This window comes from Ancylobacter sp. G4_0304 (assembly GCF_047501495.1).
Classification (GTDB): Bacteria; Pseudomonadota; Alphaproteobacteria; order Rhizobiales; family Xanthobacteraceae; genus Ancylobacter.
The window spans coordinates 33,720-55,903 of sequence record NZ_JAZDRM010000031.1; the positions used below are offsets into that span (position 1 = coordinate 33,720).

Genomic DNA, 22,184 nt, shown 5'->3' on the forward strand with positions numbered 1-22,184 from the left:
CCGCCTGCCCGCACATGAAAACGGCGCCCGAAGGCGCCGCTTGCATGTCGGTGGGTCGTCGCTCAGGCGGCGGCGCGGACCGGGAAAGCCGCGATCATCTGGCGGAGCTCGCCGATCGCCTCTTCCACTTCACGCTTCTGCTGTTCCAGCAGGCCGAGCTGCTCGACGCACTTCTCGCGGGTCAAGGCAAGGCCGCCGGCCGGCACCGGGCCGCCCTCGCGCAGCGCCACCATCGACTTGATCTCGGCGAGGGTGAAGCCGAGCTTCTTGCCCTTGAGGATGATGGCGAGGCGGGCACGCTCGGCGGCGCTGTAGAGCCGGGTCAGGCCCTCGCGGCGCGGCGACAGCAGGCCCTTATCCTCATAGAAGCGCAGGGCGCGCAGGGTGATGTCGAACTCGCGGGCGAGGTCGCCAATGGTAAACAGCTCGGTCTCGCCGGCGGCGGGGACGGAGGCGTCAAGCGAGCGGTCTGCCTCGAAGGAGGTAAAATCCATAATGGCAACTCCGGGTGTGACGGGGAAGGTCAGCGTCGTTGCCATGAACTGTACGGGCGCAGTTGCCCTAGGGGGAGAAACTCGCACCCTCCCTTAGGGCAACTTACTGTTAAACGAAAATTCAAATAATTGATTTTACTATCATAATTCCGTTTTGACGCCGCAGGCATGGCCGCACGCACCTTTACGTTCCGGCAGGTTAAACCGCTCGCGCGCCGCACTGCACCATTGGTAGATGCGCAAATCACGAGCCGCACACGCCCTGCGTCGTGTGTGGAATGAATCGCGATGCGCCGGTGAAACACGTCCCACGGCTCGCCACGGTCCTGCGGCATTAACGCCACATTTACCAAAAATCGAAAGAGTTGCCCCCGGTAGCTTCCTGCGCTGCGCCGGCGATTCCCGCCGCGTCCAGCGCCCGACGCGACGGAGAGAACGGTGAGGCAGCAAGCCCCCACTTCCACCGGGCAGATTTCAACGGAAGCCTGGACCGCGATGCGCGACGCCGCGCAGCGTGCCGGCCTTCCCCTCGACCAGTGGCTGCGGGCGCAACTGTTCGGCGCGCAGGCGCTCGCCGCCGACACCGCGCCGGGCAGCCCCGGCAGCGTCGCCGACCTGCACCGCCGCGTGCAGGAGCTGGCCAGCCAGATCGAGCAGCTCGCCGATCGCGCCGCGCCAGCCCCGATCGCCGACCCGACACCCGGCCGCCCCTCGCCCGCCGCCTATGCCGAGGCGAAGCTGGAAGCCGCGATCCGCCACATTAACGAGCGCATGAGCGAGATTGGAGCCGCGCGCCCCCGAGCGGCCGAGAGCCCCGCTGTCGAGACGCCGCCCCGGCGGCCGGATCTGCGCGCCGCCGATCCCCTCGCCTCCGCGAGCTTCGGGCGCCAGCTCGACGACATCCTGCATGCGCCGGACGCCACGACGCAGGCCTACGATTCCGCGCCCGTAACCGCCGACGGCATCGAGGCGGCGGTGGCGGAAATCGCCGCGCGCCAGAACGAACTCGACGCGCTCGCCGCCGGCCGCGGCACACGCGATGTTTCCATCCATGAGCCGGTCGCCGCTCAGCCCGCCTTCCAGCAGCCGCTGCCGCGCGAGCCCGCCGTGCCGGCGCCGCGCGAGTTGCCGGCCTATCCGACGCTGCCGCGCGCGCCGCGCCCCGAGCTGAACCTGGAGCGCTCCGCGCGGGCCTCGGAAGCCAGGGCTCCCGAGGCCCCGGTCGCGAATGAGGCGATCGCCGCGCTGCATCATGAACTGTCGCAGATGCGCGAGGCGCTCGACCAGCTCGCCCCGCGCCGTGCGGTGGCCGAACTGCAGCGCACCGTTGCCAGCCTTGCCGAGCGCGTGGAGCGCAGCGGCGCGGCCAATGACGACATCAAGGCCACACTGGGCGCGCTGCGCGAGACCATCGGTGCGCTGCGCCTGCCCGAGCACAGCACGGTCGTCACCGGCCGGATCGACACGCTGGCGCGCAAGATCGACCTGCTGAACGCCAAATCGATCGACGCCTCCGCCATCAGCCGGCTTCAGGCGCAGTCCTCGGAAATCCGCGACTTGCTCGCCCGCACGCTCTCCGCCGATTCGGTTCAGCGCCTCGCTGAACAGGTGGCGCTGCTGGCGGGCAAGATCGCCGACCTGTCCGGTGCGCAGGAAACCATGATGCGCACGCTGGTCGCGCCGCTGGAGCAGCGGCTGGACCGGATCGCCGACCGCATCGAGACCCATGGCGCCAAGGTGCCGGCCATCCCGGTCGACGATATCTTCCGCCGGCTCGATGCCATCCAGCTCAATGTCGCCAGCGTGCGCCGCGAGCCCCCGGCGGGCATGGAAGCCATGTTCCAGGGCCTGACCGAGCGCCTCACACGCATCGAGCGCCCGGCGGTGACGCCCGATGTTGCCACCAGCCAGCAATTCGAGACGTTGAGCCGCCAGATCGCGGCGCTTGCAACCAAGCTCGACGGCATCGGCGCCCCGGCCACCGAGATCGCCGGCCAGATTTCCGGCCAGATCACCGGGCAGCTCTCGGGCATCGAACGCACGCTCAACGACCTGTTCATCCAGGTCGAGGAGACCCGCGCCACCATGGTCGCCGGCTCCGGACCGCGCACGCCCGGCCCTTCCCGCTCCGGCGTTCACACCGGCCCCGCGCCCGGCGCCGCGCTTCTGAAGCGCGAGATGGCGACCATCGAGGCGAGCCGTGCCTCGGCGGCGAGTTCGGCGCCCGCGGCGCGCGCACCCTCGCCGGCCCCGGCCGCCGCCCCGCGCGAGGCCTTCGCGCCGCAGATGATGCGGGCCGCGCTTGAGGAACTGGTCCGCGCTTCCGCTCCTGCCCCCACTTCCCCGGCAATCGTTCCGGTCGCGGCCGTCCCGGCTCCCCAGCCGCAGGCCGCGGCGGCGCCGGTCGCGCCCCCTGCGCCGATCCCTGCCGTAGCGCAGCCCGAAGTCGAACCCGAAGCGACGCCCGCGCGCGCAGCCGCGCCGGAGATCGCACCTGCACCACCCGTCGTCGCGCCCTCCCCGCGCGATTTCGACGACGAGCTGGGCACGCCGGTCGACCTCGACGCGCTTCATCCCGCGCCGCCGGTGCCCGACGCGGTGAATGATGACGGTGCCCCGGCCCGCGTCGAGTTCATCGCCCGCGCGCGCCGCGCCACGCAGGGCGCCGCGCCGGTGCTGCCGTCGAGCCATCACCATATCGGCCACCGCCAGCAGCGCGAGCGGCCCACGCGCTGGCTCGCCCGCATCCGCGCCATGCTGCTGATCGGCCTGTGCGGCTCGGCGCTGGCCTTCGGATCATGGCACCTGCTCGGCGCCATGCGGCAGGCGCAGCTTCAGGCCAGCGGCAATGCCCCCGCTCCGGCGATGACCGCGCGCAGCCAGCCGGCGCGCGGCCAGCCCGCCATGGCGCCGGGCGACATCACCGGCTCCATCGGCAAGGCCGCGACTCCCGCGCCCAAGGTGGCGGCGCCCGCCCCGGCCCCAGCCGCACCTTCTCCCGCTCCCCAGCCCTCCAGCATGTCGCAGCCGGCGGAGCTTCCCGGCGGCATCGGCAGCCCGGGCCTGCGCGCGGCCGCGCTCTCCGGCGACGCCGGCGCGGCGTATGAGATCGCGCACCGCTTCATGGAAGGCAACGGCGTGCCGGCGAGCGTGACCCGCGCCGCCGAGTGGTTCCAGTACGCCGCCGCCAATGGCTCGGTCCCGGCCGCCTACCGGCTCGGCGCGATCTATGAGAAGGGCATGGCAGAGGTGCCGCGCGATATTGCCCGTGCCCGCCAGCTCTACGAGCAGGCCGCGACCGGGGGCAATGTCCGCGCCATGCACAATCTCGGCGTGCTGCTGGCGGCCGGCGTCGACGGCCAGCCGGATTACCGCAGCGCCGCCGAATGGTTCACCCGCGCCGCCGAGCGCGGTGTGCGCGACAGCCAGTACAATCTCGCGGTGCTCTACGCGCGCGGCTTCGGGGTGACGACCAATCTGGCCGAGGCCTGGCAGTGGTTCTCTCTGGCTGCGTCCAGCGGCGATAACGAAGCCGCCGTGAAGCGCGACGAGGTTGCCCGCAAGATGGACGCCAAGTCGCTCGACGCCGCCCGCGCCTCGATCGAGGGTTGGGCGCCGCTGATGGTCGACGCCAAGGCCAATAGCGGCTCGGGCATCGACCTCGACGCCTCGATTCCCCGCAAGACCGCCTCGCGCTGAGAGACCGGCCTACCGGTCCGGCAGGCAGGCGTGGTGGGCGATGCGGTAGGTCCGCGTCGCGCCGACCAGATGCGCGGCATAGGGGCCGGCGAACAGCCCGGCCAGCGCGGCATCGCGAATGTTCAGCCCGCCCGCATAGGCGCCCAGCGCCGGCATCACCAGCCGCCGGCCGTCGCTGGCGAAGCAGCGGCGCCTTATGCCCCGGCCGCGCCGCACCAGCCGCGCCACCGGGTGGAAATGCCCGGCCACCTCGCCTTGCGCATCCCCGCCCGCCGGCTCGTGGCGGAAGGTCAGTGGGCCGAGCTTCAACTCCGGCAGATGCATCCCGCCGAGCTGCGGCACCGGGTCGGGATCGTGATTGCCCGCCACCCACACCATGTCGCGCCCGCGCGAGATGTCCGCCAGCATATCGCGCTCCACATCGCCGAGCCGCCCCCCGGCGCCGCGATCATGCAGGCTGTCGCCGAGGAAAAGAATGACGCGCGGACGGCGGCGGGCCACGATGCCGGCGAGCCGCGCCAGCGTCGCCCGGCTGTCATAGGGCGGCAGCGGAATGCCGCGAACGGCGAAGGCGGAGCCCTTCTCCAGATGCAGGTCGGCGACGATCAGCATGTCCTGCGCCGGCCAGAACAGCGCGCCGGCGGCGTCCAGCAGCAGCCGGGCGCCGGCGAGTTCGATCGCCTCGCCTTCCGGCGGCGCTTCCTCCGTCATGTCCGCCTCAGCCCAGCTCACCCATCGCCTCCCGGATCAGATCTTCCTCGGCCTCGGCGAGCAGCGCATCGGCCGCCTCGCCCGCCACCATCTCCCGGCCGATCTCCAGCATCACCGGCACCGCCAGCGGAGAGACCCGGCCGAGCGCCACATGGTCGATTCGACCCCTGATGCGCATCAGCATGTCGGAGAGGCGGCGAATGTCCAACAATCCCGTCGCCGCGTCCGCCCGCGCCGCGCGCAGCAGCACGTGGCCGGGCTCATGCTGGTGCAACACGTCGTAAATGAGGTCGGTCGACATGGTGACCTGCCGGCCGCTCTTCTCCTTGCCGGGAAAGCGCCGCTCGATCAGCCCGGCAATCACCGCGCATTGCCGGAAGGTGCGCTTCATCAGCGCCGCCTCGGCCAGCCAGTCCTCCAGATCGTCGCCGAGCATGTCGGCGTCGAACAGACCGTCCAGTGATAGCCGATCCTGGGCGATGGCCAGCGACAGGTCGGAGAGGCCGTAGACCGCGATGGCGTAGTCGTTCGCCACGAAGCCGAGCGGGCGCAGCCGGGCGCGCTCCAGCCTGCGGGTCAGCAGCATGCCGAGCGTCTGGTGGGCGAGCCGGCCCTCGAACGGGTAGGCGACAAGGTAGTAGCGCCCGCCGCGCGGAAACGTCTCGACCAGCAGATCCTCGCGGCCCGGCAGGCGCGAGCGCAGCCTCTGGATCTCCAGCCACTCGCGCACCTGCGCCGGCAACGCCTTCCAGCGCGCGGGATCGGCCAGCATCGCGCGAACCCCGCTCGCGAGAAAAGTGGAGAGCGGGAATTTGCCGCCGTCATAGGACGGCACCTTGGGGTCCTTGGCGGCGGTGCGCACCACCCGTACCTCGTCCTCGACGATGGCGCGATATTCCAGCACCTCGCCGGCAAAGACGAAGGTGTCGCCCGGGCTCATGGTCTCGACGAAATACTCCTCGACCTCGCCCAGCACCCGCCCGCCATAGCGGGATTTCTCCGAGGCGAGGCGCACTTTCAGCATGGTCGCCTCGACGATGGTGCCGACATTCAGCCGGTATTGTTGCGCCACCTGCGGGCTTGCCACCCGCCACAACCCATCCTTGCGCTGGCGGATGCGGGCGAAGCGCTCATAAGCCCGCAGCGCGTAGCCGCCCGTGGCGTTGAAGGCGACCACATCGTCGAAATCCGCCCGCGACAGGGCGGCATAGGGTTCGGCAGAGACCACTTCGCGATAGAGCTCGTCCGTCTCGAACGGCGCGGCGCACGCCATGCCCAGCACATGCTGCGCCAGCACGTCGAGCGCCCCGGCGCGCTCCACGGCGCCGTCCTGGGCCCCGGCCCGCACCGCTTCCAGCGCCGCGCGGCATTCCAGCACCTCGAAGCGATTGGCCGGCACCAGTACCGCACGCGACGGCTCGTCCAGCCGATGGTTGGCGCGGCCGATACGCTGCATCAGCCGCGAGGAGCCCTTGGGGGCACCGACATTGACCACGAGATCGACATCGCCCCAGTCGATGCCGAGATCGAGCGAGGAGGTACAAACCACCGCCTTCAGCCGGCCCTCCGACATCGCCGCCTCGACCCGGCGGCGCTGCGAGACGTCGAGCGAGCCGTGATGCAGCGCGATCGGGTAGTTCTCCTCGTTGATCCGCCACAGCTCCTGGAACAGCAGCTCGGCCTGCATGCGGGTGTTGACGAACACCAGCGTGGTGCGGTGCCGGCCAATCAGGGAGTAAATCTCCGCCAGCGAATGCCGCGCCGTGTGCCCGGCCCAAGGGACATAGGCCGCGCTGTCGAGCATGGAGAGGTCCGGCGCGGCGCCGGGCGGGGCGATGACAACATCCCCCATCTCGCCGCCCCCCTGCTGCGGCACCAGCCAGCGGCGCAGGCGTTCGGGGTCCGCCACCGTGGCGGAAAGGCCGACGGTCTGGACCTCCGGCGCCAGCGCGCGCAGCCGCGCAAGGCCGAGGCTGAGCAGGTCGCCGCGCTTCGAGCCGGACAGCGCGTGGAGTTCATCCAGCACGATGCGCTGGAGCGTGCCGAACAGGAATGGTGCGTCAGCCGAGGCCAGCAGCAGCGCGATCTGCTCGGGCGTGGTGAGCAGAATGTCGGGCGGGTCGCGGCGCTGGCGCTGGCGACGTGAGGCGGGGGTGTCGCCGGTGCGGGTCTCGATGCGCACCGGCAGCCCCATCTCCGCCGCCGGCCGCTCCAGATTGCGCGCGACATCCACCGCCAAGGCCTTGAGCGGCGAGATGTAGAGCGTATGGAGCCCGCGCGGCCGGTTGGCCGGGCGGGCGAGTTCCACCAGCGTCGGGAGGAAACCCGCGAGGGTCTTGCCCGCGCCGGTCGGGGCGATCAGCAGAGTGGAGCGCCCGGCCCGCGCCTTGGCCAGCAGTTCAAGCTGATGCGCGCGCGGCGCCCAGCCCCGCGCGGCGAACCAGCGCAGGAAGGTCTCGGGCAGAAACTCGTCGGGGGACAGAACGGCGTCGGTGCTCACGCCGGTGAAACTAGCGAATGTTCTGCAAAAGTTCCACGCTTCGCTGTGGGGAAGCGCTGGCGGCTAGATCGCCATGCCGCGCGGGGCCGGCGCCGGCCGCGCCTCCTGAAACAGCGCGCCTGCCGCCGAGACGCCGGCGCGCGCCAGCCCGGCGATCTCCTGCGCGGCATAGCTCCAGATCAGAAGGCTCAGCACGATATTGAGCCCCGCGATGAGCGCCGGGTCCCGCCATTCGCGTGCGTGCAGCCTTCTCCAATCCCGCCCGACCTTCAAGCCGACGATGACCAGCGCGGCGACCGGCGGCCCGATGAACAGCGGAACCCACGCCAGCCACAAGGCAAGCTGCGGCAGCGGAACGGTGGCGACGGGCCGCCCCAGAAAAAGCAGGGAGAGTCGGTCTAGGACGCCGCTCACCGCCACTTCCCCGGCCGGGACGAAGCCCCCGCAATGCTCGCAGGTCAGCGTTCGTTCGGTGATCGGGAAAGCGCAGCGCGGGCAGCGTGCGAACGACGCCTGCCGCCCCCGGTTCAACGAACCACTCCGAGCGCCAGATTGCGCATATATCGGAGGTTCATCGCCTTCGCGGTCTGATAGGCGTCGATCCACGACCAGATATTGATGATCCAGCCGAGGAAGATGAACCACAGCAGGATGCAGCCGAAGAACATGAGGATGCCCTTGCCGACCTGCCCGTTATAGATCTGCCCGAGCCCGACAATCAGGATGGACAGGACCAGAGCGAGGCCGGCGGATTTCGGCGCCGCGTCGCCGCCATCGACGATCAGCACCGGTTTTGGCTCGGGCGCGGCGATGTGGTTGGTGACCTGCACGACGGTTGCGCCCTTGCCAGCATTCACCGGAACGGAGGGCGGCGCCGCTACGGCGGCCGGGTCTCGGCGGGGGCCGAACAGCGGCGCCAGCGCCTTGTCGTCGATCGCCTTGGTCCACTCCTCGGATCCCAGACGCGCCACGTCGGTGTCCTCTGACAGGCGGCCTTCGCGGAGGAAATCGCGAAGCTGGTGGCCGGTAAAGGGGCCGAACACCTGCCCGTCAATGTGAAGATGCCACTCGCCATCGAGCGGATGAGGCGGGGGCCTGTCGGGGGACGTGGTGGAATGAGGAAAGGTGGTGGAATTTGCTGCCACAGGCAGGCTCGGATGTCTGCCTGCCTCGATCTCGTCGGCCATCGCCACGCTCCCCATGCCGGAAGCGGTATCATCGAATAGCGAAGTTCGGATTTCAACTAAGAATTGAATTTCTCACAAATACAACCAAGAGCCACCTAACGTTCACTCCACGCGGCGCGCCACCGCCACCAGCCCCGGCACCGGCTGGCCCGATTCATTGCGGGTCGAATCCGCGTCGAGGCTCGCCAGCGCCAACCCGGCGCCCGCAAGCTCGGCGCGCACATAGTCGGCGGTGTGGGCGTAGCGCATGGTCTCGCGCAGCAGGATGCCGTCCCCGTCATGCGTCTCGACGGTGAAGGCCAGCAGCCCGGCCGGCTCAAGCACGCGGTGCGCTTCGGCGAGGATCGGGTCGAGATCGCCGAGATAGCAGAAGGCGTCGCCCGCGAAGATCAGGTCCGCGTCTTCGCCGGGACGGGCACGCAGAAACTCCACCATGTCGCCCGCGACCAGCTCGTCATAGCAGCCGCGCCGGCGCGCGCGCTCCACCATGTTCGGCGACAGGTCCACCCCGCACATGGAACCGACGCGCTCCGCCAGCCGCGCCCCGACCAGCCCGGTGCCGCAGCCCAGATCATGGGCGCGCGCGAAGGCATAAGGTTGGCCGAGCGCGCGGCAGGCCGCCTCCAGCGCCCGGTCGATCAGCTCCGGCCCGCGATAGCCGAGCCGCGCCAGCGCATCGTCGAAACGATCGGCATATTGGTCGAACAGGGTGCGCACATAGGCCGGGCTCATGTCCGGGGTCGCGCCGCCGGTCAGCCGCGCCAGCCGCAGCCCGGCGCCGAGACGGTCCTGAGGGTCATGCTCCAGCGCGCGGGCGAAGGCATCGGCGGCACCCACCGCGTCGCCGGCGGTTTCGCGCGCCTCGCCGAGCAGGAACCAGCCGGGCGCATAACCGTTCTCCCGCCGCAGCGCCTCGACGAGGAGCTCGGCGGCATCCGCAGGGTTGCCCTCCTCCAGCAGCGCGCGCGCCCACTCGATGCGCCGGTCCACCGACGGATCGCCGGACGACAGGAAGAGCGGAACGGCGGCCATGGAACCCTCGGGACTGCCATCGATGAATGCACCGGCGAAATTGACGGGCGCACGCCCTATATCTGGAGCGACATGCGTCCGATAGAGCTACTTCATCCCACACCGAAAGGGCTTTACTGCCCGCCCGGCGATTTCTTCATCGATCCGGTGCGCCCGGTCGCGCGGGCGCTGATCACCCATGGCCATTCCGACCACGCGCGGGCCGGTCATGGCGCGGTGCTGGCGACCCGCGAGACGCTCGACATCATGGCGATCCGCTATGGCGAGGACTTCGCCGGCACCACCCAGGCCGCGAGCTATGGCGCCCGGATCGAGATGAACGGCGTCGGCATCACCTTCCATCCCGCCGGCCACATTCTCGGCAGCGCGCAGATCGCGCTGGATTGGCAGGGCCTGACCATCGTCGCCTCGGGCGACTACAAGCCTGGCGCCGACCCGACCTGCGCGCCCTTCGCGCCGGTGCGCTGCGAGGTGTTCATCTCGGAGGCCACGTTCGGCCTGCCGGTGTTCCGCCATCCGCCCGCCATGGCGGAGACGGCCAAGCTCATGGCATCGCTGGCGCTGTTCCCGGAGCGCGCGCACCTGGTCGGCGCCTATTCGCTCGGCAAGGCGCAGCGCGTCATCGCGCTGCTGCGCGCCGCCGGTCATGAGCGCCCGATCCTGCTGCACGGCGCGGCGGAGCGGCTCACCGCCTATTATGCCGCGCAGGGCATCCCGCTCGGGCCGGTGCGCCTTGCCCGCGAGGCGAAACCGGCGGAAATGGCCGGCGCGGTGGTGATCGCCCCGCCGAGCGCGCTTGGCGACGTGTGGTCGCGGCGCTTCCCCGATCCGGTCACCGCCTTCGCCTCGGGCTGGATGCGCATCCGCGCGCGGGCCCGGCAATATGGCGTGGAGCTGCCGCTGATCATTTCCGACCACGCCGACTGGAACGAATTGCAAGCCGCGATCCTCGCCACCGGGTGCTCGGAACTCTGGGTCACCCACGGGCAGGAGGACGCTCTGGTGCATTGGGCCGGCCTTGCCGGCCTGCGCGCGCAGCCGCTCCACATGGTCGGCTATGGCGAGGAGGAGGCCGAGGGCGCCCCCGCCGCCACGCCGCAAGCGGAGGAGGCGCCGTGAACCGCTTCGCCGCCCTGCTCGACCGGCTGGTCTATGAGCCCCGCCGCAATGGCAAGATCGCGCTGATCGCGGATTATTTCCGCCATACGGCCGACCCCGAGCGCGGTTTCGCGCTGGCGGCGCTGACCGGCGCGCTGTCGTTCCGCAACGCCAAGCCGGGCCTGATCCGCCAGCTCATCGCCGAGCGTACCGACCCGGTGCTGTTCGCGCTTTCCTATGACTATGTCGGCGACCTCTCGGAAACCGTCGCGCTGATGTGGCCGGCGCCGGCGGGAGCCGCTGCCGTGGCCGAGACATCCCCGGCCCCCGATCTGCCGCTCTCCGCCGTGATCGAGGCGCTGAGCCATGCCGGGCGCACGCAGATGCCGGCCGTTCTCGCCTCGCTGCTCGACCGGCTGGACGAAACCGGACGCTGGGCGCTGCTCAAGCTGATCACCGGTGGCCTGCGCATCGGCGTCTCCGCCCGCCTTGCCAAGACCGCGGTGGCGGCGCTGGGCGAGGTGACGCCGGACGAGATCGAGCTGGTCTGGCCCGGCCTTGTCCCGCCCTATGAAGAGCTGTTCGCCTGGGCCGAGGGAAGGGGCGAGCGGCCGCAGACGCAGGACCCGGCCCCGTTCCGCCCGGTCATGCTCGCCCATCCGCTGGAAGAGGCGAACCTCTCCGCGTTCGACCCCGCCGCCTATCGCGCGGAGTGGAAATGGGACGGCATCCGCGTGCAGGCGGTGCGGGCGCGGGAGTTAGGGGACTTGAACGGCGGCATGGTCACAAGGCTCTACAGCCGCACCGGCGAGGATATTTCCGGCGCCTTCCCCGATCTCGCCGAGGCACTGGCGTTCGAGGGCGTGGTCGACGGCGAATTGCTGATCCTGCGCGAGGGGCGCGTGCAGTCCTTCAACGTGCTGCAGCAGCGGCTGAACCGGAAGGTGGTGTCCACCAAGCTGATCGCGGAATTCCCCGCCCATATCCGCGCCTATGACCTGCTGGTCGATGGCGACGAGGATGTGCGCGCCCTGCCCTTCGACGAGCGGCGCGCCCGGCTGGAGGCGCTGGTGGCGCGCGCGCCGGCGCAGCCGCTCGACCTCTCCCCGCTCATCGCCTTCGCAAGCTGGGAGCAACTGGCGCAGGCGCGGGCCGAGCCGGCGGGGCACGGCGCGGGGCCCGACGCCGAGGCGGTGGAAGGCGTGATGATCAAGCGCGCCGACAGCCTCTATCTGCCCGGCCGCCCGACCGGGCCATGGTGGAAATGGAAGCGCGATCCGCACACGGTGGACGCCGTGCTGATGTATGCCCAGCGCGGCCACGGCAAGCGCTCCTCCTATTATTCGGACTACACCTTCGGGGTCTGGACCGAAGCCGGTGAACTGGTGCCGGTCGGCAAGGCCTATTTCGGCTTCACCGACGCCGAGCTGATCGAGATCGACCGCTTCGTGCGCCAGAACACGGTCAGCCGCTTCGGGCCGGTGCGCGAGGTGGTGCACACGACGAGCGTCGGGCTGGTGCTGGAAGTGGCGTTCGAGGGGCTGGCGCGCTCCACCCGCCACCGCTCGGGCCTCGCCATGCGCTTCCCGCGCATCGCCCGGCTGCGCTGGGACAAGCCGCCCGGCGAGGCCGACCGGCTGGCGACGCTGGAAGCGCTGCTGGCGAGCCCGGCCGGCGCCTCCCAATCCTGAGGCCCGCATGCTAGGTGAATGGCTCGTTCGCCCCGCGTATGGAGCCGCTTCCATGGCCGACAACCCGCTTTCCCGCTTCATGGGCGGCTCGCCCGTGTGGGTGCTGCTCCGGCTGATCGTGCTTTCCGTGGTGATCGGCGTGATATTGAGCGCGCTCGGCCTCGATCCGCTGAACATTCTGCAAAGCCTGCAGCGGCTGGTGTTCAATCTGTTCAATTTCAGCTTCGAGGCCATCGGCCGGCTGTGGGGCTATTTCCTGCTCGGCGCCGTGGTGGTGATCCCGCTCTGGCTGCTGATGCGCATCGCAAATCGCGGGCGCTGAGCCCGTGACCACCGCCCATATGGGCGCCGCCGCCGGGCGCGCCGACGTCACGCATCGCCGCTTCCTCGCCATCGCCCTGCCGGCGACGCTGGCGCAGATGACCACGCCGCTGCTCGGCCTCATCGCCACCGGCGCCATCGGACGGCTCGGCGATGCCGCGCTGCTCGGCGCGGTCGCGGTCGGGGCGCTGCTGTTCGACTTCGTGTTCTGGGTGTTCGGCTCGCTGCGCATGGGCACGGCTGGCCTCACCGCGCAGGCACTCGGCCGTGGCGACGCGGCGGAAATCCGGGCGGTGCTGGCCCGCGCGCTGGCGATCTCGGTCGCCATTGGCCTCGCAATCATCGTGGTGCATGTGCCGGTCGGCCATTTCGCCTTCACCGCCATGGGCACCAGCGAGGCGGTGAGCGCGGCGGCGTGGGTCTATTTCTCGGTACGCATCTTCGCCGCTCCCTTCGCCATCGGAAATTTCGCCATCCTCGGCTGGCTGGTCGGCATCGCGCGCACCGATGTCGGGCTCGGCCTTCAGGTGCTGATCGCCGCGGTCAACGCGCTCGCGACCGTGTTGCTGGTCCTGTACTGGGATTTCGGCATCGCCGGCGCCGCGATCGCCAATGTGCTGGCGGAGGTCGCCGGCTCGGTGGCGGGCCTCGCCTGCGCCCGGCTGCTGCTCGGGCGCGATTGGCGCACGCCGTGGTCAAGGATCGTCGAGCGCGCGCGGCTGATCGAGACCGTGGCGGTGAACAGCGACATCATGATCCGCACCGGCCTGCTCATGCTGGTGCTGCTGTTCTTCACCGCGCAGGGCGCGCGCCATGACGACGTGACGCTGGCCGCCAATGCCGTGCTCTACAACATCGTCATGGTGACCGCGTTCTTCCTCGATGGCTTCTCCACCGCCGCCGAGCAGATCTGCGGCCAGAGCATCGGCGCGCGCGACCGCACCGGTTTCCGCCGCGCGGTCAATCTGGTGCTGTTCTGGGGCTTTGCCTTCGCTCTCCCCGCAAGTCTGGCGCTGATCTTTGGCGGTGGAGCGATCATCGACCTGCTGGCGGCCAATGAAGCGGTGCGGCAGGTGGCGCGGGATTTCCTGCCCATGGCGGCGCTGACGCCGCTGCTCGGCGTCGCCGCCTTTGCCTATGACGGCATCTATGCCGGCTCCACCTGGGCGCGCGACATGCGCAATCTGATGCTGCCGGCGGTCGGGCTGTTCTTCCTGGTGTGGTGGCTGACTTTGCAGCTCGGCAATACCGGGCTGTGGATCGCCTACCTTACTTTCATGGCCGGGCGCGGCGTGTTCCAGGCGCTGCGCATGCCGGCGCTGGTCAGGCGCTCCTTCCCTTAGGCCGGAAAGGGTTCAGCGACGCGCGCGGCCGCCTTACGCCCAACCAGCGCGGCGAGCGGCAGATTCTCGCGGGCGAGCCGCGCCGACAGCCCTGCCTTGATCCGCTCCGCGAGCCCCAACCCCTCATAGACCAGCGCTGAATAGATCTGGATCAGGCTGGCCCCGGCCTCGATCTTGGCGAGCGCGGTCTCGGGGCTGTCGATGCCGCCGGCGCCGATCAGCGGGAAGGCGCCATCCGCCCGCACATATGTTTCCGCCAGCATGCGTGTCGCCAGCGGGAACAGCGGGCGCCCCGAGAGGCCGCCGGTCTCTTTTTTATGGGCCGAGCGCAGCGTGGCAGGGCGGGAGATGGTGGTGTTGGAGACGATCAGCCCATCAATGCCGCGACGGCGGGCGACCTGCACCACGCCGTCGAGATGGGCGAGCGCGAGATCGGGCGCGATCTTGAGCAGCAGCGGCACGCCGGGCGCCGCCTCGTTCCGCGCCTCGATGATCCGCGCCAGCAACTCGTCGAGCGCGCGCTCCTCCTGCAGATCGCGCAGGCCGGGCGTGTTGGGCGAGGAGACATTGGCGGTGAAATAGCTGGCCAGACCGGCGAAGGCCCGGATGCCGGCGACATAATCGGCGACGCGGTCGCTCGCCTCCTTATTGGCCCCGACATTCACGCCCACGATTCCCGGCCGGCCGCGCCGCGCCGTCAGCCGCGCCTTCGCCGGACCGTGCCCGCCGGAATTGAAGCCGTAGCGGTTGATCACCGCGCGGTCCTCGGTGAGGCGGAAATTGCGCGGGCGCGGATTGCCCGGCTGCGGCAGCGGCGTGATGGTACCGACCTCGACGAAGCCGAAACCGGCGCCGAGCATGGCATCCGGCACCTGCGCCTCCTTGTCGAAGCCCGCCGCCAGCCCCACCGGATTGGGAAAGCGCAGGCCGAACGCCTCGACGCCGAGCCGCGCGTCATCCGGCGGCGCCGGGCGCGGCGGCAGGCAGGACAGCGAACGGATCGCCAGACCGTGCGCGGTCTCCGGGTCCAGCAGCCGGGCGAACGGCAGGGCGAGGTCGAGAAGGGAGGTCATGACGGCTGCGCTCCGTGTGCGGCCTCAGCCATTATCGCCGGGAAACAAATCGGCCGGAAAGGCATGCTCCCCATCCGGCCCCAGCGGCAAGGGACGAACCCATGCCACGGCGGCCAGTGGCAGCGGACCATAAAGATGGGGGAACAGCTGCCCGCCGCGCGAGGGTTCCCATTTCAGCAGCGTGGCCTCAAGCCGGCCGGCATCGATCGCCGCCAGCACGAGGTCATCCTGCCCCTTGAAATGCCGCTCCGCGGTCGCGTGCACCTGTGCCGCGGTCGAAAAATGGATGTAGCCGTCGGCCAGATCGACCGGGGCTCCCTCGAAGAAGCCGGCGCGCTCCGCGCTCTCCCAGAGGGAACGGGGGGCAATCTTGTAGATGAGATCGGGCAAGGGACAGCTCCGCATGGCCGCCACGGCGGATAACCCGACCTCTAGACCGGAGGGACGACCGGTGCAAGCGTGCTGTACTTTGTCGGAAATAGGGTATAAATTCCTATTTCAGGATCAAGATTCGGCTCGCGTCCATCGTTCACACCAGAGAGACGTGCCCCCATGCTGACCCATTCTCAGATATGGAAAGCGGTCGACCGGCTGGCGGAGCGCCACGGGTTGAGTCCTTCCGGCCTCGCCAAGCGCGCGGGGCTCGACGCCACCACCTTCAACCGCTCCAAGCGCTCGACCCGCGACGGGCGCCAGCGCTGGCCCTCCACCGAGAGCATCGCCAAGATCATCGCCGCCACCGGCACCGGGCTCGACGATTTCATGCAGATGGTTGACGGCACGGCGCCGGCCGGCCGGGCTATCCCGCTGATCGGCCTCGCCAAGGCCGGCACGGGCGGGTTCTTCGACGATGCCGGCTTTCCGGCCGGCGGCTCGTGGGAAGAGATCATGTTTCCCGATGTGGGCGACGAGCACGCCTATGCGCTGGAAATCACCGGGGATTCCATGATGCCGCTCTATCGCGACGGCGATATCGTGGTGGTCTCGCCCACCGCCACGGTGCGGCGCGGCGACCGGGTGATCGTGAAGACGCGCGAAGGCGAGGTGCTGGCGAAGGAACTCAAACGCCGCACCGCCAAGACCATCGAACTGCGTTCGCTCAATCCCGATCACGAGGACCGGCTGTTCCAGGAACAGGAGCTCGCCTTCATCGCCCGCATCCTCTGGGCGAGCCAGTAGCGCGGGGAAAAGACAAAGGGCCCCTCGCGGGGCCCTTCCTCCTTCAACTCACGCCGATGGCTCAGCAGCGCACCGCGATCGGATTGCCCCAGCGGTCGCGGGTCCAGCACTCGCGCGGGGTCGTTGCCGCACCGATAACCGCGCCGCTGGCCGCACCCACGCCCGCGCCGATCGCCGCGCCAGTGCCGCCGCCGGCAATGCCGCCGATCACGGCGCCGGTGCCGCCGCCGATCAGCGCGCCGGTGCCGGCGCGACGCTCGGTGGTGGTGCAGGCCGCCATGCTGAGCGCCACAGCGGAAATCGCAATAATCCTGAGCATCTGTTCTCTCCCGAACGCGGCGGCCCATCGTGCCGCTTCACCAAATTCCGAGGCATCAACGCTCAAGCCCCGCTTTGGTTCCGGTATCCGCGATGCGCGCGCCCCTTCCTACGGAGCAAATTGAGTATTATGATATATACAACATTGTTTTATTGTAATATTCGCATCAGGAGAGTGCCCATGTCCATCCGGCTCGGCGACGTCGTTCCCGATTTCGAGGCCCAGACCACCGAGGGGCCGATCAAGTTCCACGAATGGCTCGGCAATTCCTGGGGCGTGCTGTTCTCGCATCCGAAGAACTTCACCCCGGTGTGCACCACCGAGCTCGGCCAGGTCGCGCGGCTGAAGCCGGAATTCGACCGCCGCAACGTCAAGGTGATCGGCCTGTCGGTCGACCCTCTGGAGGCCCACGCCAAGTGGTCGGCCGACATCGCGGAGACGCAGGGCTATGCCCCGAACTTCCCGCTGATCGCCGATCAGGACCGCAAGGTCGCCGACCTCTACGACATGATCCACCCCAACGCCTCCGACACCATGACCGTGCGCTCGGTGTTCGTCGTCGGGCCGGACAAGAAGCTGAAGCTCTCACTGACCTATCCGGCGAGCGCGGGACGCAACTTCGACGAGATCCTGCGGGTGATCGACTCGCTCCAGCTCACCGCCCAGCATTCCGTCGCCACCCCGGCGAACTGGAAGGACGGCGATGACGTGATCATCGTGCCTTCCGTCAGCGACGAGGCGGCGAAGGAAAAGTTTCCGCAAGGCTGGAAGACGCTGAAGCCCTATCTGCGCGTCGTCGCCCAGCCGGGCAAGTGATGCGACGAGACCGGGACGACGGCACCGCCTACGCCGTCGTCCCGGTCGGGCTCCGCCTCACAGAATCTTGCGGTACTGGATGAAGCCGCTGCGCTCGGCGACCCTGTCATAAAGCGCCTGCGCGGTCGCATTGGTCTCGTGGGTGAGCCAATAGACCTTGGCGCAGCCCGCCTGCCGGGCGGCCTCATACACATGCTCGATGAGCTGGCGCGCCAGCCCGCGGCCACGCGCGGCGTCTGCCACGAACAGGTCGTTCAAATAGCAGACCGCCCCTTCGCTCCACGTCGAGCGATGGAAGATGTAATGCACCAGCCCGAGCGCCGCGTCGCCCTCGACGGCCAGCGCACCCCAGACCGGCTCGCGCGGGTCCAGCAGGCGCGACCATGTGGTCGCGGTCACCGTCTCCGCCAGATCGACCTCATAGAAGCGCTGATAGCCCCGCCAGAGATCAAGCCATCCCGCCTGATCGCCGGGCACCAGCGGGCGGATGGCGTTCATGACAGCACTTCCCCGGCACTCGCCGCATTGCCGCGCAGATAGTCCTGAACCGGCATCGCTCGGCTGCCGGCCTTCTGCACCTCGATAAGGCGCACCGCGCCCTCGCCGCAGGCGATGGTCAGCTCGTCCAGCACCTCGCCCGGCCGCCCGGAACCCGCCGCCAGCGTGGAGCGCAGCACCTTGACCCGCGCGCCATCGCGCTCGAACCACGCGCCGGGGAACGGGGCGAGACCGCGAATATGGTCGTGCACCGCCTGTGCCGGGCGCGACCAATCGATACGGGTCTCGCCTTTCTCAATCTTGGCGGCATAGGTCACGCCTTCGACCGGCTGGGGCGTGAAATGCAATGCCCCGCGCTCCAGCGCCGCCAGCGCCCGGCCCATCAGATCAGCACCGATGCCCATCAGCCGGTCGTGCAGCTCGCCCGCCGTCATGTCGGGCCCGACGGCGACACGCTCGGTGAGGCCGACCGGCCCGGTATCGAGCCCCTCTTCCATGCGCATCACCGCGACGCCGGTCTGTGCATCGCCCGCCATGATCGCGCGCTGGATCGGCGCCGCACCGCGCCAACGCGGCAGCAGCGAGGCGTGCAGATTGAGGCAGCCGAGCGCGGGGGCGGCGAGAATGGCGGGCGGCAGGATGCGGCCATAGGCCACCACCACCGCGACATCGGCCTCATGGGAGGCGAAGACCTCCGCGGCCGCCTCGCCTCGCAGGCTCGCGGGATGAAGCACCGGAATGCCGAAGCGCTCGGCGGTGCGGTGCACGGGAGACGGCACCAGCTCCAGCCCGCGACGCCCTCCCGCCGCGGGCGCACGGGTATAGACGGCCACGACCTCATGGCCGCTGCCGACGATCTCCGCGAGCGTCGGCACCGCGAATTCCGGCGTGCCCATGAAAACGATGCGCATGGCCTTCCCCTTTGCGGAAGACGCGGCTTACGCGCCGTCCCGGGCCTTTTCCTTGGCGAGCTTGGTGAACTTCTTCACCACGCGGTCGCGCTTGAGCTTGGAAATATGATCGATGAACAGCACGCCGTTGAGATGATCAATCTCGTGCTGCACGCAGGTGGCGAGCAGGCCGTCGGCGTCGATCTCCCGGATCTCGCCATCGATATCCATGTAGCGGACCTTCACCCGCGCCGGGCGCTCGACATCCTCGTAATATTCCGGGATCGACAGGCAGCCTTCCTGATAGACCGAGAGTTCCTCCGAGGCGGCGACGATCTCGGGATTGATCAGCGCGATCGGACGCTTCTCGCCCTCCTCGTCGCCCTCGGTGCGGGAGCCGACATCGATGGTCACCACCCGCTCGGGCACGCCGATCTGGATCGCGGCGAGCCCGATGCCCGGCGCGTCATACATGGTCTCGAACATGTCCTCGACCAGCGCGCGCGTCTTCGCGTTCACGCGCGCGATCGGCTCGGACACGAGACGGAGGCGGGAATCGGGGATGATGACCAGCGGACGTATCGACATGACGCCGAGATAAGCGACGCGGGCGCGCCGGTCAACGGAGCGCCTGCGCTAATGTTCACTTTTCGTTCGCATGTTTGACGAAATCTGCTAGGAAGGACGGATGGAACAGATCGTGTTCGTCCTCGGCGCCTATTCGATCACGCTCGCGCAACTGGTCATCGGCGGTGCGGCGGCCGGCTTTGCGCTGCTGCTTGCCGTGCTGGTCGCGCTGGTGCGCGGCGCGCGGGCGCGCAGCCTCGATGCCGACGAACAGGCCCGCCGGGCGGACGAGATGGAGCAACGCCTGCTCCAGCTGGCGCGCGGACAGGCCGAGGCGACGGGGCGCGTGCAATCCATGGCAGAGCTTCTCGCCCAGCGGCAGGGCGAACTGGCCCGCGCCGTCGCCGAGCGGCTGGACGCTTCCTCGCACCGCATCGGCGAGAGCCTCGCCCGCGCCAGCGAGAGCACGCACGAGAATCTGGTGCGGCTCAACGAGCGGCTGGCGCTGGTCGACCAGGCGCGCGCCAGCCTTGGCGAATTGTCCGGCCAGGTCATGAGTCTGCGCGAGACGCTGGCCAACAAGCAGGCGCGCGGCGCGTTCGGGGAAGGCCGGCTGCAGGCGATCGTCGCCGACGGGCTGCCGCGCGACAGTTTTTCCTTCCAGTACACGCTGGCGAGCGGGCGGCGCGCCGATTGCGCCGTGTTCCTGCCGGGCGATGCGCGCCCGCTTCTGGTCGATTCCAAATTCCCTCTGGAGGCGGTGACCGCGTTCCGCGAGGCATCGACTCCGGAAGCGCGAAAGCAGGCCGAAAACCGGCTCCGGCAGGACGTGGCCAAGCACATCTCCGACATCGCCGACCGCTATCTGGTCAGCGGCGAGACGCAGGACATTGCGCTGATGTTCGTGCCCTCGGAATCGGTCTATGCCGAGTTGCACGAGCATTTCGACGAGACCATCCAGCGCGCCTTCCGCGCCCGCGTCGTCATTGTCTCGCCCTCGCTGCTGATGCTGGCAATCCAGGTGGTGCAGGCGATCTCGAAAGATGCGCGCATGCGCGAGCAGGCCGACCTCATCCGCGCCGAATGCGGGGCGCTGGTGGCCGATGTCGCGCGGCTGCGCGAGCGCATTGGCAATCTGCAGAAGCATTTCGGACAGGCGGGCGAGGATGTGGCGCAGGCGCTGATCTCGGCCGACAAGGTGGCCCGGCGCGGCGCGCGGATCGAGCAGCTCGAATTCGAGACGCCGCCCGCGGCCGCCAACCAGGATTCCCGCGCGGGCACGCTGCCCTTCGCGCATGGGGCGGCGGAATAGGCCGGTTCGTTCGCCTCTCATGGCGGCGACCGGATGTGCCGAGTGGAAAGGCGAGCGTCGCACTCTTGTCTTTCATGTCTCCAATTCGCACCTGCTCGGCGAACCGATAGTCTGATAGAGAGAGACTATCGCCTCATACGCTGTGCCGGGATCCTCGCGTGCTCGACCGTTTTGAACTGCTGCTCGCCCTCGCCAAGGAACGCCATTTCGGACGCGCCGCCGAATCCTGCGGGGTCACGCAGCCCACGCTCTCGGCCGGCCTCAAGCAACTTGAGGAAACGCTCGGCGTGCGGCTCGTGGAACGCGGCTCACGCTTCATCGGCTTCACCCCTGAGGGCGAGCGCGCGCTGCAATGGGCCCGGCGCATCATCGGCGACGCCCGCGCCATGCGCCAGGAAATCGCCGCGCTGCGCAAGGGGCTCTCCGGCCATCTGCGCATCGCCGCCATCCCCACCGCCATGCCGATGCTCTCCGAACTCACCACCCCGTTCCATGCCCGGCATGGCGACGTGCGCTTCACGCTGATGTCGGCGACCTCGAACGAAATCCTCCGGCTCCTCGAAAATCTGGAGGCGGATGCCGGCGTCACCTATCTCGACAACGATCCGCTCGGGCGCATGAAGACCGTGCCGCTCTACAAGGAAGGCTACCGCTTCCTCACCTCGATCGACGCCCCGCTCGGCGACCGGGCGCGCGTCACCTGGGAGGAGATCGGACAGGTTCCGCTGTGCCTGCTGACCCCCGACATGCAGAACCGCCGCATCGTCGACCGCCAGCTCCACGCCGCCGGCCACAATACCGTGCCGATGCTGGAGGCCAATTCCACCATCGCCCTGCTCTCCCATGTGCGCACCGGCCAATGGGCGAGCGTGGTGGCCAAGACGCTGGCCGACGTGTTCGCCTTCCCGCCCAATATCCGCTCGATTCCGATCGAGGAACCGGAAGTGCTCCACCAGATGGGCCTGGTGGTCCTGGATCGCGAGCCAATGACGCCGATCGTCACCGCCCTGGTCGCCGAGGCGCGCGCCATCGCGCCGGAGCTTTCAAATCGCATGTGAACCGGCAGGGAACCGGAAGTTCCCGGCCTCGTTGTATCGGTGACGCGGCGTCGTCCGCAACATCGATCAAGGAGACCGGGCATGCTGAATTGGGCGCTTACTTTCCTCGTCGTGGCGTTGATCGCTGCTGTTCTCGGCTTCGGCGGCATCGCCGGCACGGCGATCGAGATCGCGAAGATCATCTTCTTCGTCGCGATCATCCTGTTCCTGGTTTCGGCCGTCATCGGCATGTTCCGCGGCCGCTCCAGCCGGATGCCGTAAACAGCCTGCTAGGCAGCGGACTCATAACGCATTGATCCAGATGCGGACGGCAGCGAGCTTGAGGGCTGCGAGGAAGTTGTCTGGGCGCCGGTCGTAGCGGCTGGCGAGGCCGCGCATCTGCTTGATCCTGTTGAA

Annotated in this window: 22 protein-coding genes and 1 pseudogene; 10 read left to right on the forward strand and 13 right to left on the reverse strand. The window is 69.1% G+C overall.

Features of this window, described 5'->3' with window-relative positions:
• Positions 1 to 62: 62 nt before the first annotated feature.
• Positions 63 to 494 (reverse strand): MerR family transcriptional regulator, encoded by a 432-nt coding sequence (locus tag VRZ77_RS16725; protein ID WP_414593744.1) that lies wholly within the window; start codon positions 492 to 494, stop codon positions 63 to 65.
• A gap of 438 nt (positions 495 to 932) precedes the next feature.
• Between VRZ77_RS16725 and VRZ77_RS16730 the strand changes: the two genes are divergently transcribed.
• Positions 933 to 4,193: a hypothetical protein gene (locus VRZ77_RS16730; protein ID WP_414593745.1), complete on the forward strand. Its 3,261-nt coding sequence runs from the start codon at positions 933 to 935 to the stop codon at positions 4,191 to 4,193.
• 9 nt (positions 4,194 to 4,202) lie between these two features.
• On the opposite strand, the gene pdeM is transcribed toward VRZ77_RS16730, so the two are convergent.
• The 5 genes from pdeM to VRZ77_RS16755 all read right to left on the reverse strand — a co-directional run bounded on the left by pdeM (position 4,203) and on the right by VRZ77_RS16755 (position 9,623).
• Entirely contained in the window at positions 4,203 to 4,904 is a 702-nt protein-coding gene (gene pdeM / locus VRZ77_RS16735; RefSeq protein WP_414593764.1) for a ligase-associated DNA damage response endonuclease PdeM, read from the reverse strand.
• A 7-nt stretch (positions 4,905 to 4,911) separates the two neighbouring features.
• A complete protein-coding gene (locus VRZ77_RS16740) occupies positions 4,912 to 7,404 on the reverse strand; it encodes a ligase-associated DNA damage response DEXH box helicase (RefSeq protein ID WP_414593746.1) in 2,493 nt (830 codons plus the stop codon).
• 63 nt (positions 7,405 to 7,467) lie between these two features.
• Complete coding sequence (locus VRZ77_RS16745) at positions 7,468 to 7,818, reverse strand: hypothetical protein (protein ID WP_414593747.1); 351 nt, start codon at positions 7,816 to 7,818, stop codon at positions 7,468 to 7,470.
• A gap of 113 nt (positions 7,819 to 7,931) precedes the next feature.
• Complete coding sequence (locus VRZ77_RS16750) at positions 7,932 to 8,591, reverse strand: GYF domain-containing protein (protein WP_414593748.1); 660 nt, start codon at positions 8,589 to 8,591, stop codon at positions 7,932 to 7,934.
• 102 nt (positions 8,592 to 8,693) lie between these two features.
• Entirely contained in the window at positions 8,694 to 9,623 is a 930-nt protein-coding gene (locus tag VRZ77_RS16755) for a methyltransferase domain-containing protein (protein WP_414593749.1), read from the reverse strand.
• Between the two features lie 72 nt (positions 9,624 to 9,695).
• Here VRZ77_RS16755 and VRZ77_RS16760 point away from each other — a divergent pair, with 72 nt between their 5' ends.
• From VRZ77_RS16760 to VRZ77_RS16775, 4 genes are read left to right on the forward strand one after another with little or no spacing between them, the layout of a single operon-like run.
• Positions 9,696 to 10,742: a ligase-associated DNA damage response exonuclease gene (locus VRZ77_RS16760; RefSeq protein WP_414593750.1), complete on the forward strand. Its 1,047-nt coding sequence runs from the start codon at positions 9,696 to 9,698 to the stop codon at positions 10,740 to 10,742.
• The gene (locus VRZ77_RS16765) at positions 10,739 to 12,412 is read left to right on the forward strand and encodes a cisplatin damage response ATP-dependent DNA ligase (protein WP_414593751.1); all 1,674 of its coding nucleotides are present in this window, start codon (positions 10,739 to 10,741) and stop codon (positions 12,410 to 12,412) included. Before VRZ77_RS16760 ends, VRZ77_RS16765 begins: the two co-directional genes overlap by 4 nt.
• Positions 12,413 to 12,464: 52 nt before the next feature.
• A complete protein-coding gene (locus tag VRZ77_RS16770) occupies positions 12,465 to 12,734 on the forward strand; it encodes a DUF6460 domain-containing protein (RefSeq protein WP_414593752.1) in 270 nt (89 codons plus the stop codon).
• Positions 12,735 to 12,753: 19 nt separating this feature from the next.
• Positions 12,754 to 14,076 carry an MATE family efflux transporter gene (locus VRZ77_RS16775; RefSeq protein ID WP_414593765.1) on the forward strand — a complete coding sequence of 441 codons (1,323 nt, stop codon included), beginning with the start codon at positions 12,754 to 12,756 and terminating at the stop codon, positions 14,074 to 14,076.
• Here VRZ77_RS16775 and VRZ77_RS16780 read toward each other — a convergent pair.
• Together VRZ77_RS16780 and VRZ77_RS16785 are read right to left on the reverse strand one after the other, a co-directional pair.
• A complete protein-coding gene (locus VRZ77_RS16780; protein ID WP_414593753.1) occupies positions 14,073 to 15,149 on the reverse strand; it encodes a quinone-dependent dihydroorotate dehydrogenase in 1,077 nt (358 codons plus the stop codon). The genes VRZ77_RS16775 and VRZ77_RS16780 overlap by 4 nt on opposite strands.
• A 24-nt stretch (positions 15,150 to 15,173) precedes the next feature.
• Positions 15,174 to 15,554, reverse strand: a complete 381-nt coding sequence (locus VRZ77_RS16785) for a DUF952 domain-containing protein (protein WP_414593754.1) — start codon at positions 15,552 to 15,554, stop codon at positions 15,174 to 15,176.
• Positions 15,555 to 15,701: 147 nt separating this feature from the next.
• Between VRZ77_RS16785 and VRZ77_RS16790 the strand changes: the two genes are divergently transcribed.
• The gene (locus VRZ77_RS16790; RefSeq protein WP_414593755.1) at positions 15,702 to 16,328 is read left to right on the forward strand and encodes a S24 family peptidase; all 627 of its coding nucleotides are present in this window, start codon (positions 15,702 to 15,704) and stop codon (positions 16,326 to 16,328) included.
• Between the two features lie 61 nt (positions 16,329 to 16,389).
• Here VRZ77_RS16790 and VRZ77_RS16795 read toward each other — a convergent pair whose 3' ends face one another.
• Positions 16,390 to 16,647 (reverse strand): YMGG-like glycine zipper-containing protein, encoded by a 258-nt coding sequence (locus tag VRZ77_RS16795; RefSeq protein WP_414593756.1) that lies wholly within the window; start codon positions 16,645 to 16,647, stop codon positions 16,390 to 16,392.
• Between the two features lie 180 nt (positions 16,648 to 16,827).
• On the opposite strand from VRZ77_RS16795, the gene VRZ77_RS16800 reads away from it, so the two are divergent.
• Positions 16,828 to 17,463, forward strand: a complete 636-nt coding sequence (locus VRZ77_RS16800) for a peroxiredoxin (protein WP_414593757.1) — start codon at positions 16,828 to 16,830, stop codon at positions 17,461 to 17,463.
• A 57-nt stretch (positions 17,464 to 17,520) separates the two neighbouring features.
• Here VRZ77_RS16800 and VRZ77_RS16805 read toward each other — a convergent pair whose 3' ends face one another.
• The 3 genes from VRZ77_RS16805 to def are packed head-to-tail and all read right to left on the reverse strand — an operon-like array spanning position 17,521 to position 19,439.
• On the reverse strand, positions 17,521 to 17,961 hold the full coding sequence (locus VRZ77_RS16805) for an N-acetyltransferase family protein (protein WP_414593758.1): 441 nt from the start codon (positions 17,959 to 17,961) through the stop codon (positions 17,521 to 17,523).
• A complete protein-coding gene (gene fmt, locus VRZ77_RS16810) occupies positions 17,958 to 18,872 on the reverse strand; it encodes a methionyl-tRNA formyltransferase (RefSeq protein WP_414593759.1) in 915 nt (304 codons plus the stop codon). The genes VRZ77_RS16805 and fmt overlap by 4 nt, the downstream gene beginning before the upstream one ends.
• 27 nt (positions 18,873 to 18,899) lie before the next feature.
• The gene (gene def / locus VRZ77_RS16815) at positions 18,900 to 19,439 is read right to left on the reverse strand and encodes a peptide deformylase (RefSeq protein ID WP_414593760.1); all 540 of its coding nucleotides are present in this window, start codon (positions 19,437 to 19,439) and stop codon (positions 18,900 to 18,902) included.
• 100 nt (positions 19,440 to 19,539) lie between these two features.
• On the opposite strand from def, the gene VRZ77_RS16820 reads away from it, so the two are divergent.
• The 3 genes from VRZ77_RS16820 (at position 19,540) to VRZ77_RS16830 (ending at position 22,049) form a co-directional block, all read left to right on the forward strand.
• On the forward strand, positions 19,540 to 20,730 hold the full coding sequence (locus VRZ77_RS16820) for a DNA recombination protein RmuC (protein WP_414593761.1): 1,191 nt from the start codon (positions 19,540 to 19,542) through the stop codon (positions 20,728 to 20,730).
• Between the two features lie 158 nt (positions 20,731 to 20,888).
• Entirely contained in the window at positions 20,889 to 21,788 is a 900-nt protein-coding gene (locus VRZ77_RS16825; protein ID WP_414593762.1) for a LysR family transcriptional regulator, read from the forward strand.
• An 81-nt stretch (positions 21,789 to 21,869) separates the two neighbouring features.
• Positions 21,870 to 22,049: a DUF1328 domain-containing protein gene (locus tag VRZ77_RS16830; RefSeq protein ID WP_414593763.1), complete on the forward strand. Its 180-nt coding sequence runs from the start codon at positions 21,870 to 21,872 to the stop codon at positions 22,047 to 22,049.
• A gap of 21 nt (positions 22,050 to 22,070) precedes the next feature.
• Here the strand turns inward: VRZ77_RS16830 and VRZ77_RS16835 are convergent.
• A pseudogene (locus VRZ77_RS16835) lies at positions 22,071 to 22,184 on the reverse strand (IS5/IS1182 family transposase); the annotation flags it as partial.

Excerpts from the sequence above, each read along its gene's own strand:
- VRZ77_RS16805 (WP_414593758.1), bottom strand. The coding sequence starts at position 17,961 with ATGAACGCCATCCGCCCGCTGGTGCCCGGCGATCAGGCGGGATGGCTT.
- pdeM (WP_414593764.1), bottom strand. The coding sequence starts at position 4,904 with ATGACGGAGGAAGCGCCGCCGGAAGGCGAGGCGATCGAACTCGCCGGC.
- VRZ77_RS16750 (WP_414593748.1), bottom strand. The coding sequence starts at position 8,591 with ATGGCCGACGAGATCGAGGCAGGCAGACATCCGAGCCTGCCTGTGGCA.
- VRZ77_RS16760 (WP_414593750.1), top strand. The coding sequence starts at position 9,696 with ATGCGTCCGATAGAGCTACTTCATCCCACACCGAAAGGGCTTTACTGC.
- VRZ77_RS16770 (WP_414593752.1), top strand. The coding sequence starts at position 12,465 with ATGGCCGACAACCCGCTTTCCCGCTTCATGGGCGGCTCGCCCGTGTGG.
- VRZ77_RS16830 (WP_414593763.1), top strand. The coding sequence starts at position 21,870 with ATGCTGAATTGGGCGCTTACTTTCCTCGTCGTGGCGTTGATCGCTGCT.
- VRZ77_RS16790 (WP_414593755.1), top strand. The coding sequence starts at position 15,702 with ATGCTGACCCATTCTCAGATATGGAAAGCGGTCGACCGGCTGGCGGAG.
- VRZ77_RS16755 (WP_414593749.1), bottom strand. The coding sequence starts at position 9,623 with ATGGCCGCCGTTCCGCTCTTCCTGTCGTCCGGCGATCCGTCGGTGGAC.
- fmt (WP_414593759.1), bottom strand. The coding sequence starts at position 18,872 with ATGCGCATCGTTTTCATGGGCACGCCGGAATTCGCGGTGCCGACGCTC.
- VRZ77_RS16775 (WP_414593765.1), top strand. The coding sequence starts at position 12,754 with ATGGGCGCCGCCGCCGGGCGCGCCGACGTCACGCATCGCCGCTTCCTC.
- VRZ77_RS16725 (WP_414593744.1), bottom strand. The coding sequence starts at position 494 with ATGGATTTTACCTCCTTCGAGGCAGACCGCTCGCTTGACGCCTCCGTC.
- VRZ77_RS16780 (WP_414593753.1), bottom strand. The coding sequence starts at position 15,149 with ATGACCTCCCTTCTCGACCTCGCCCTGCCGTTCGCCCGGCTGCTGGAC.
- VRZ77_RS16800 (WP_414593757.1), top strand. The coding sequence starts at position 16,828 with ATGTCCATCCGGCTCGGCGACGTCGTTCCCGATTTCGAGGCCCAGACC.
- VRZ77_RS16795 (WP_414593756.1), bottom strand. The coding sequence starts at position 16,647 with ATGCTCAGGATTATTGCGATTTCCGCTGTGGCGCTCAGCATGGCGGCC.
- VRZ77_RS16820 (WP_414593761.1), top strand. The coding sequence starts at position 19,540 with ATGGAACAGATCGTGTTCGTCCTCGGCGCCTATTCGATCACGCTCGCG.
- def (WP_414593760.1), bottom strand. The coding sequence starts at position 19,439 with ATGTCGATACGTCCGCTGGTCATCATCCCCGATTCCCGCCTCCGTCTC.
- VRZ77_RS16785 (WP_414593754.1), bottom strand. The coding sequence starts at position 15,554 with ATGCGGAGCTGTCCCTTGCCCGATCTCATCTACAAGATTGCCCCCCGT.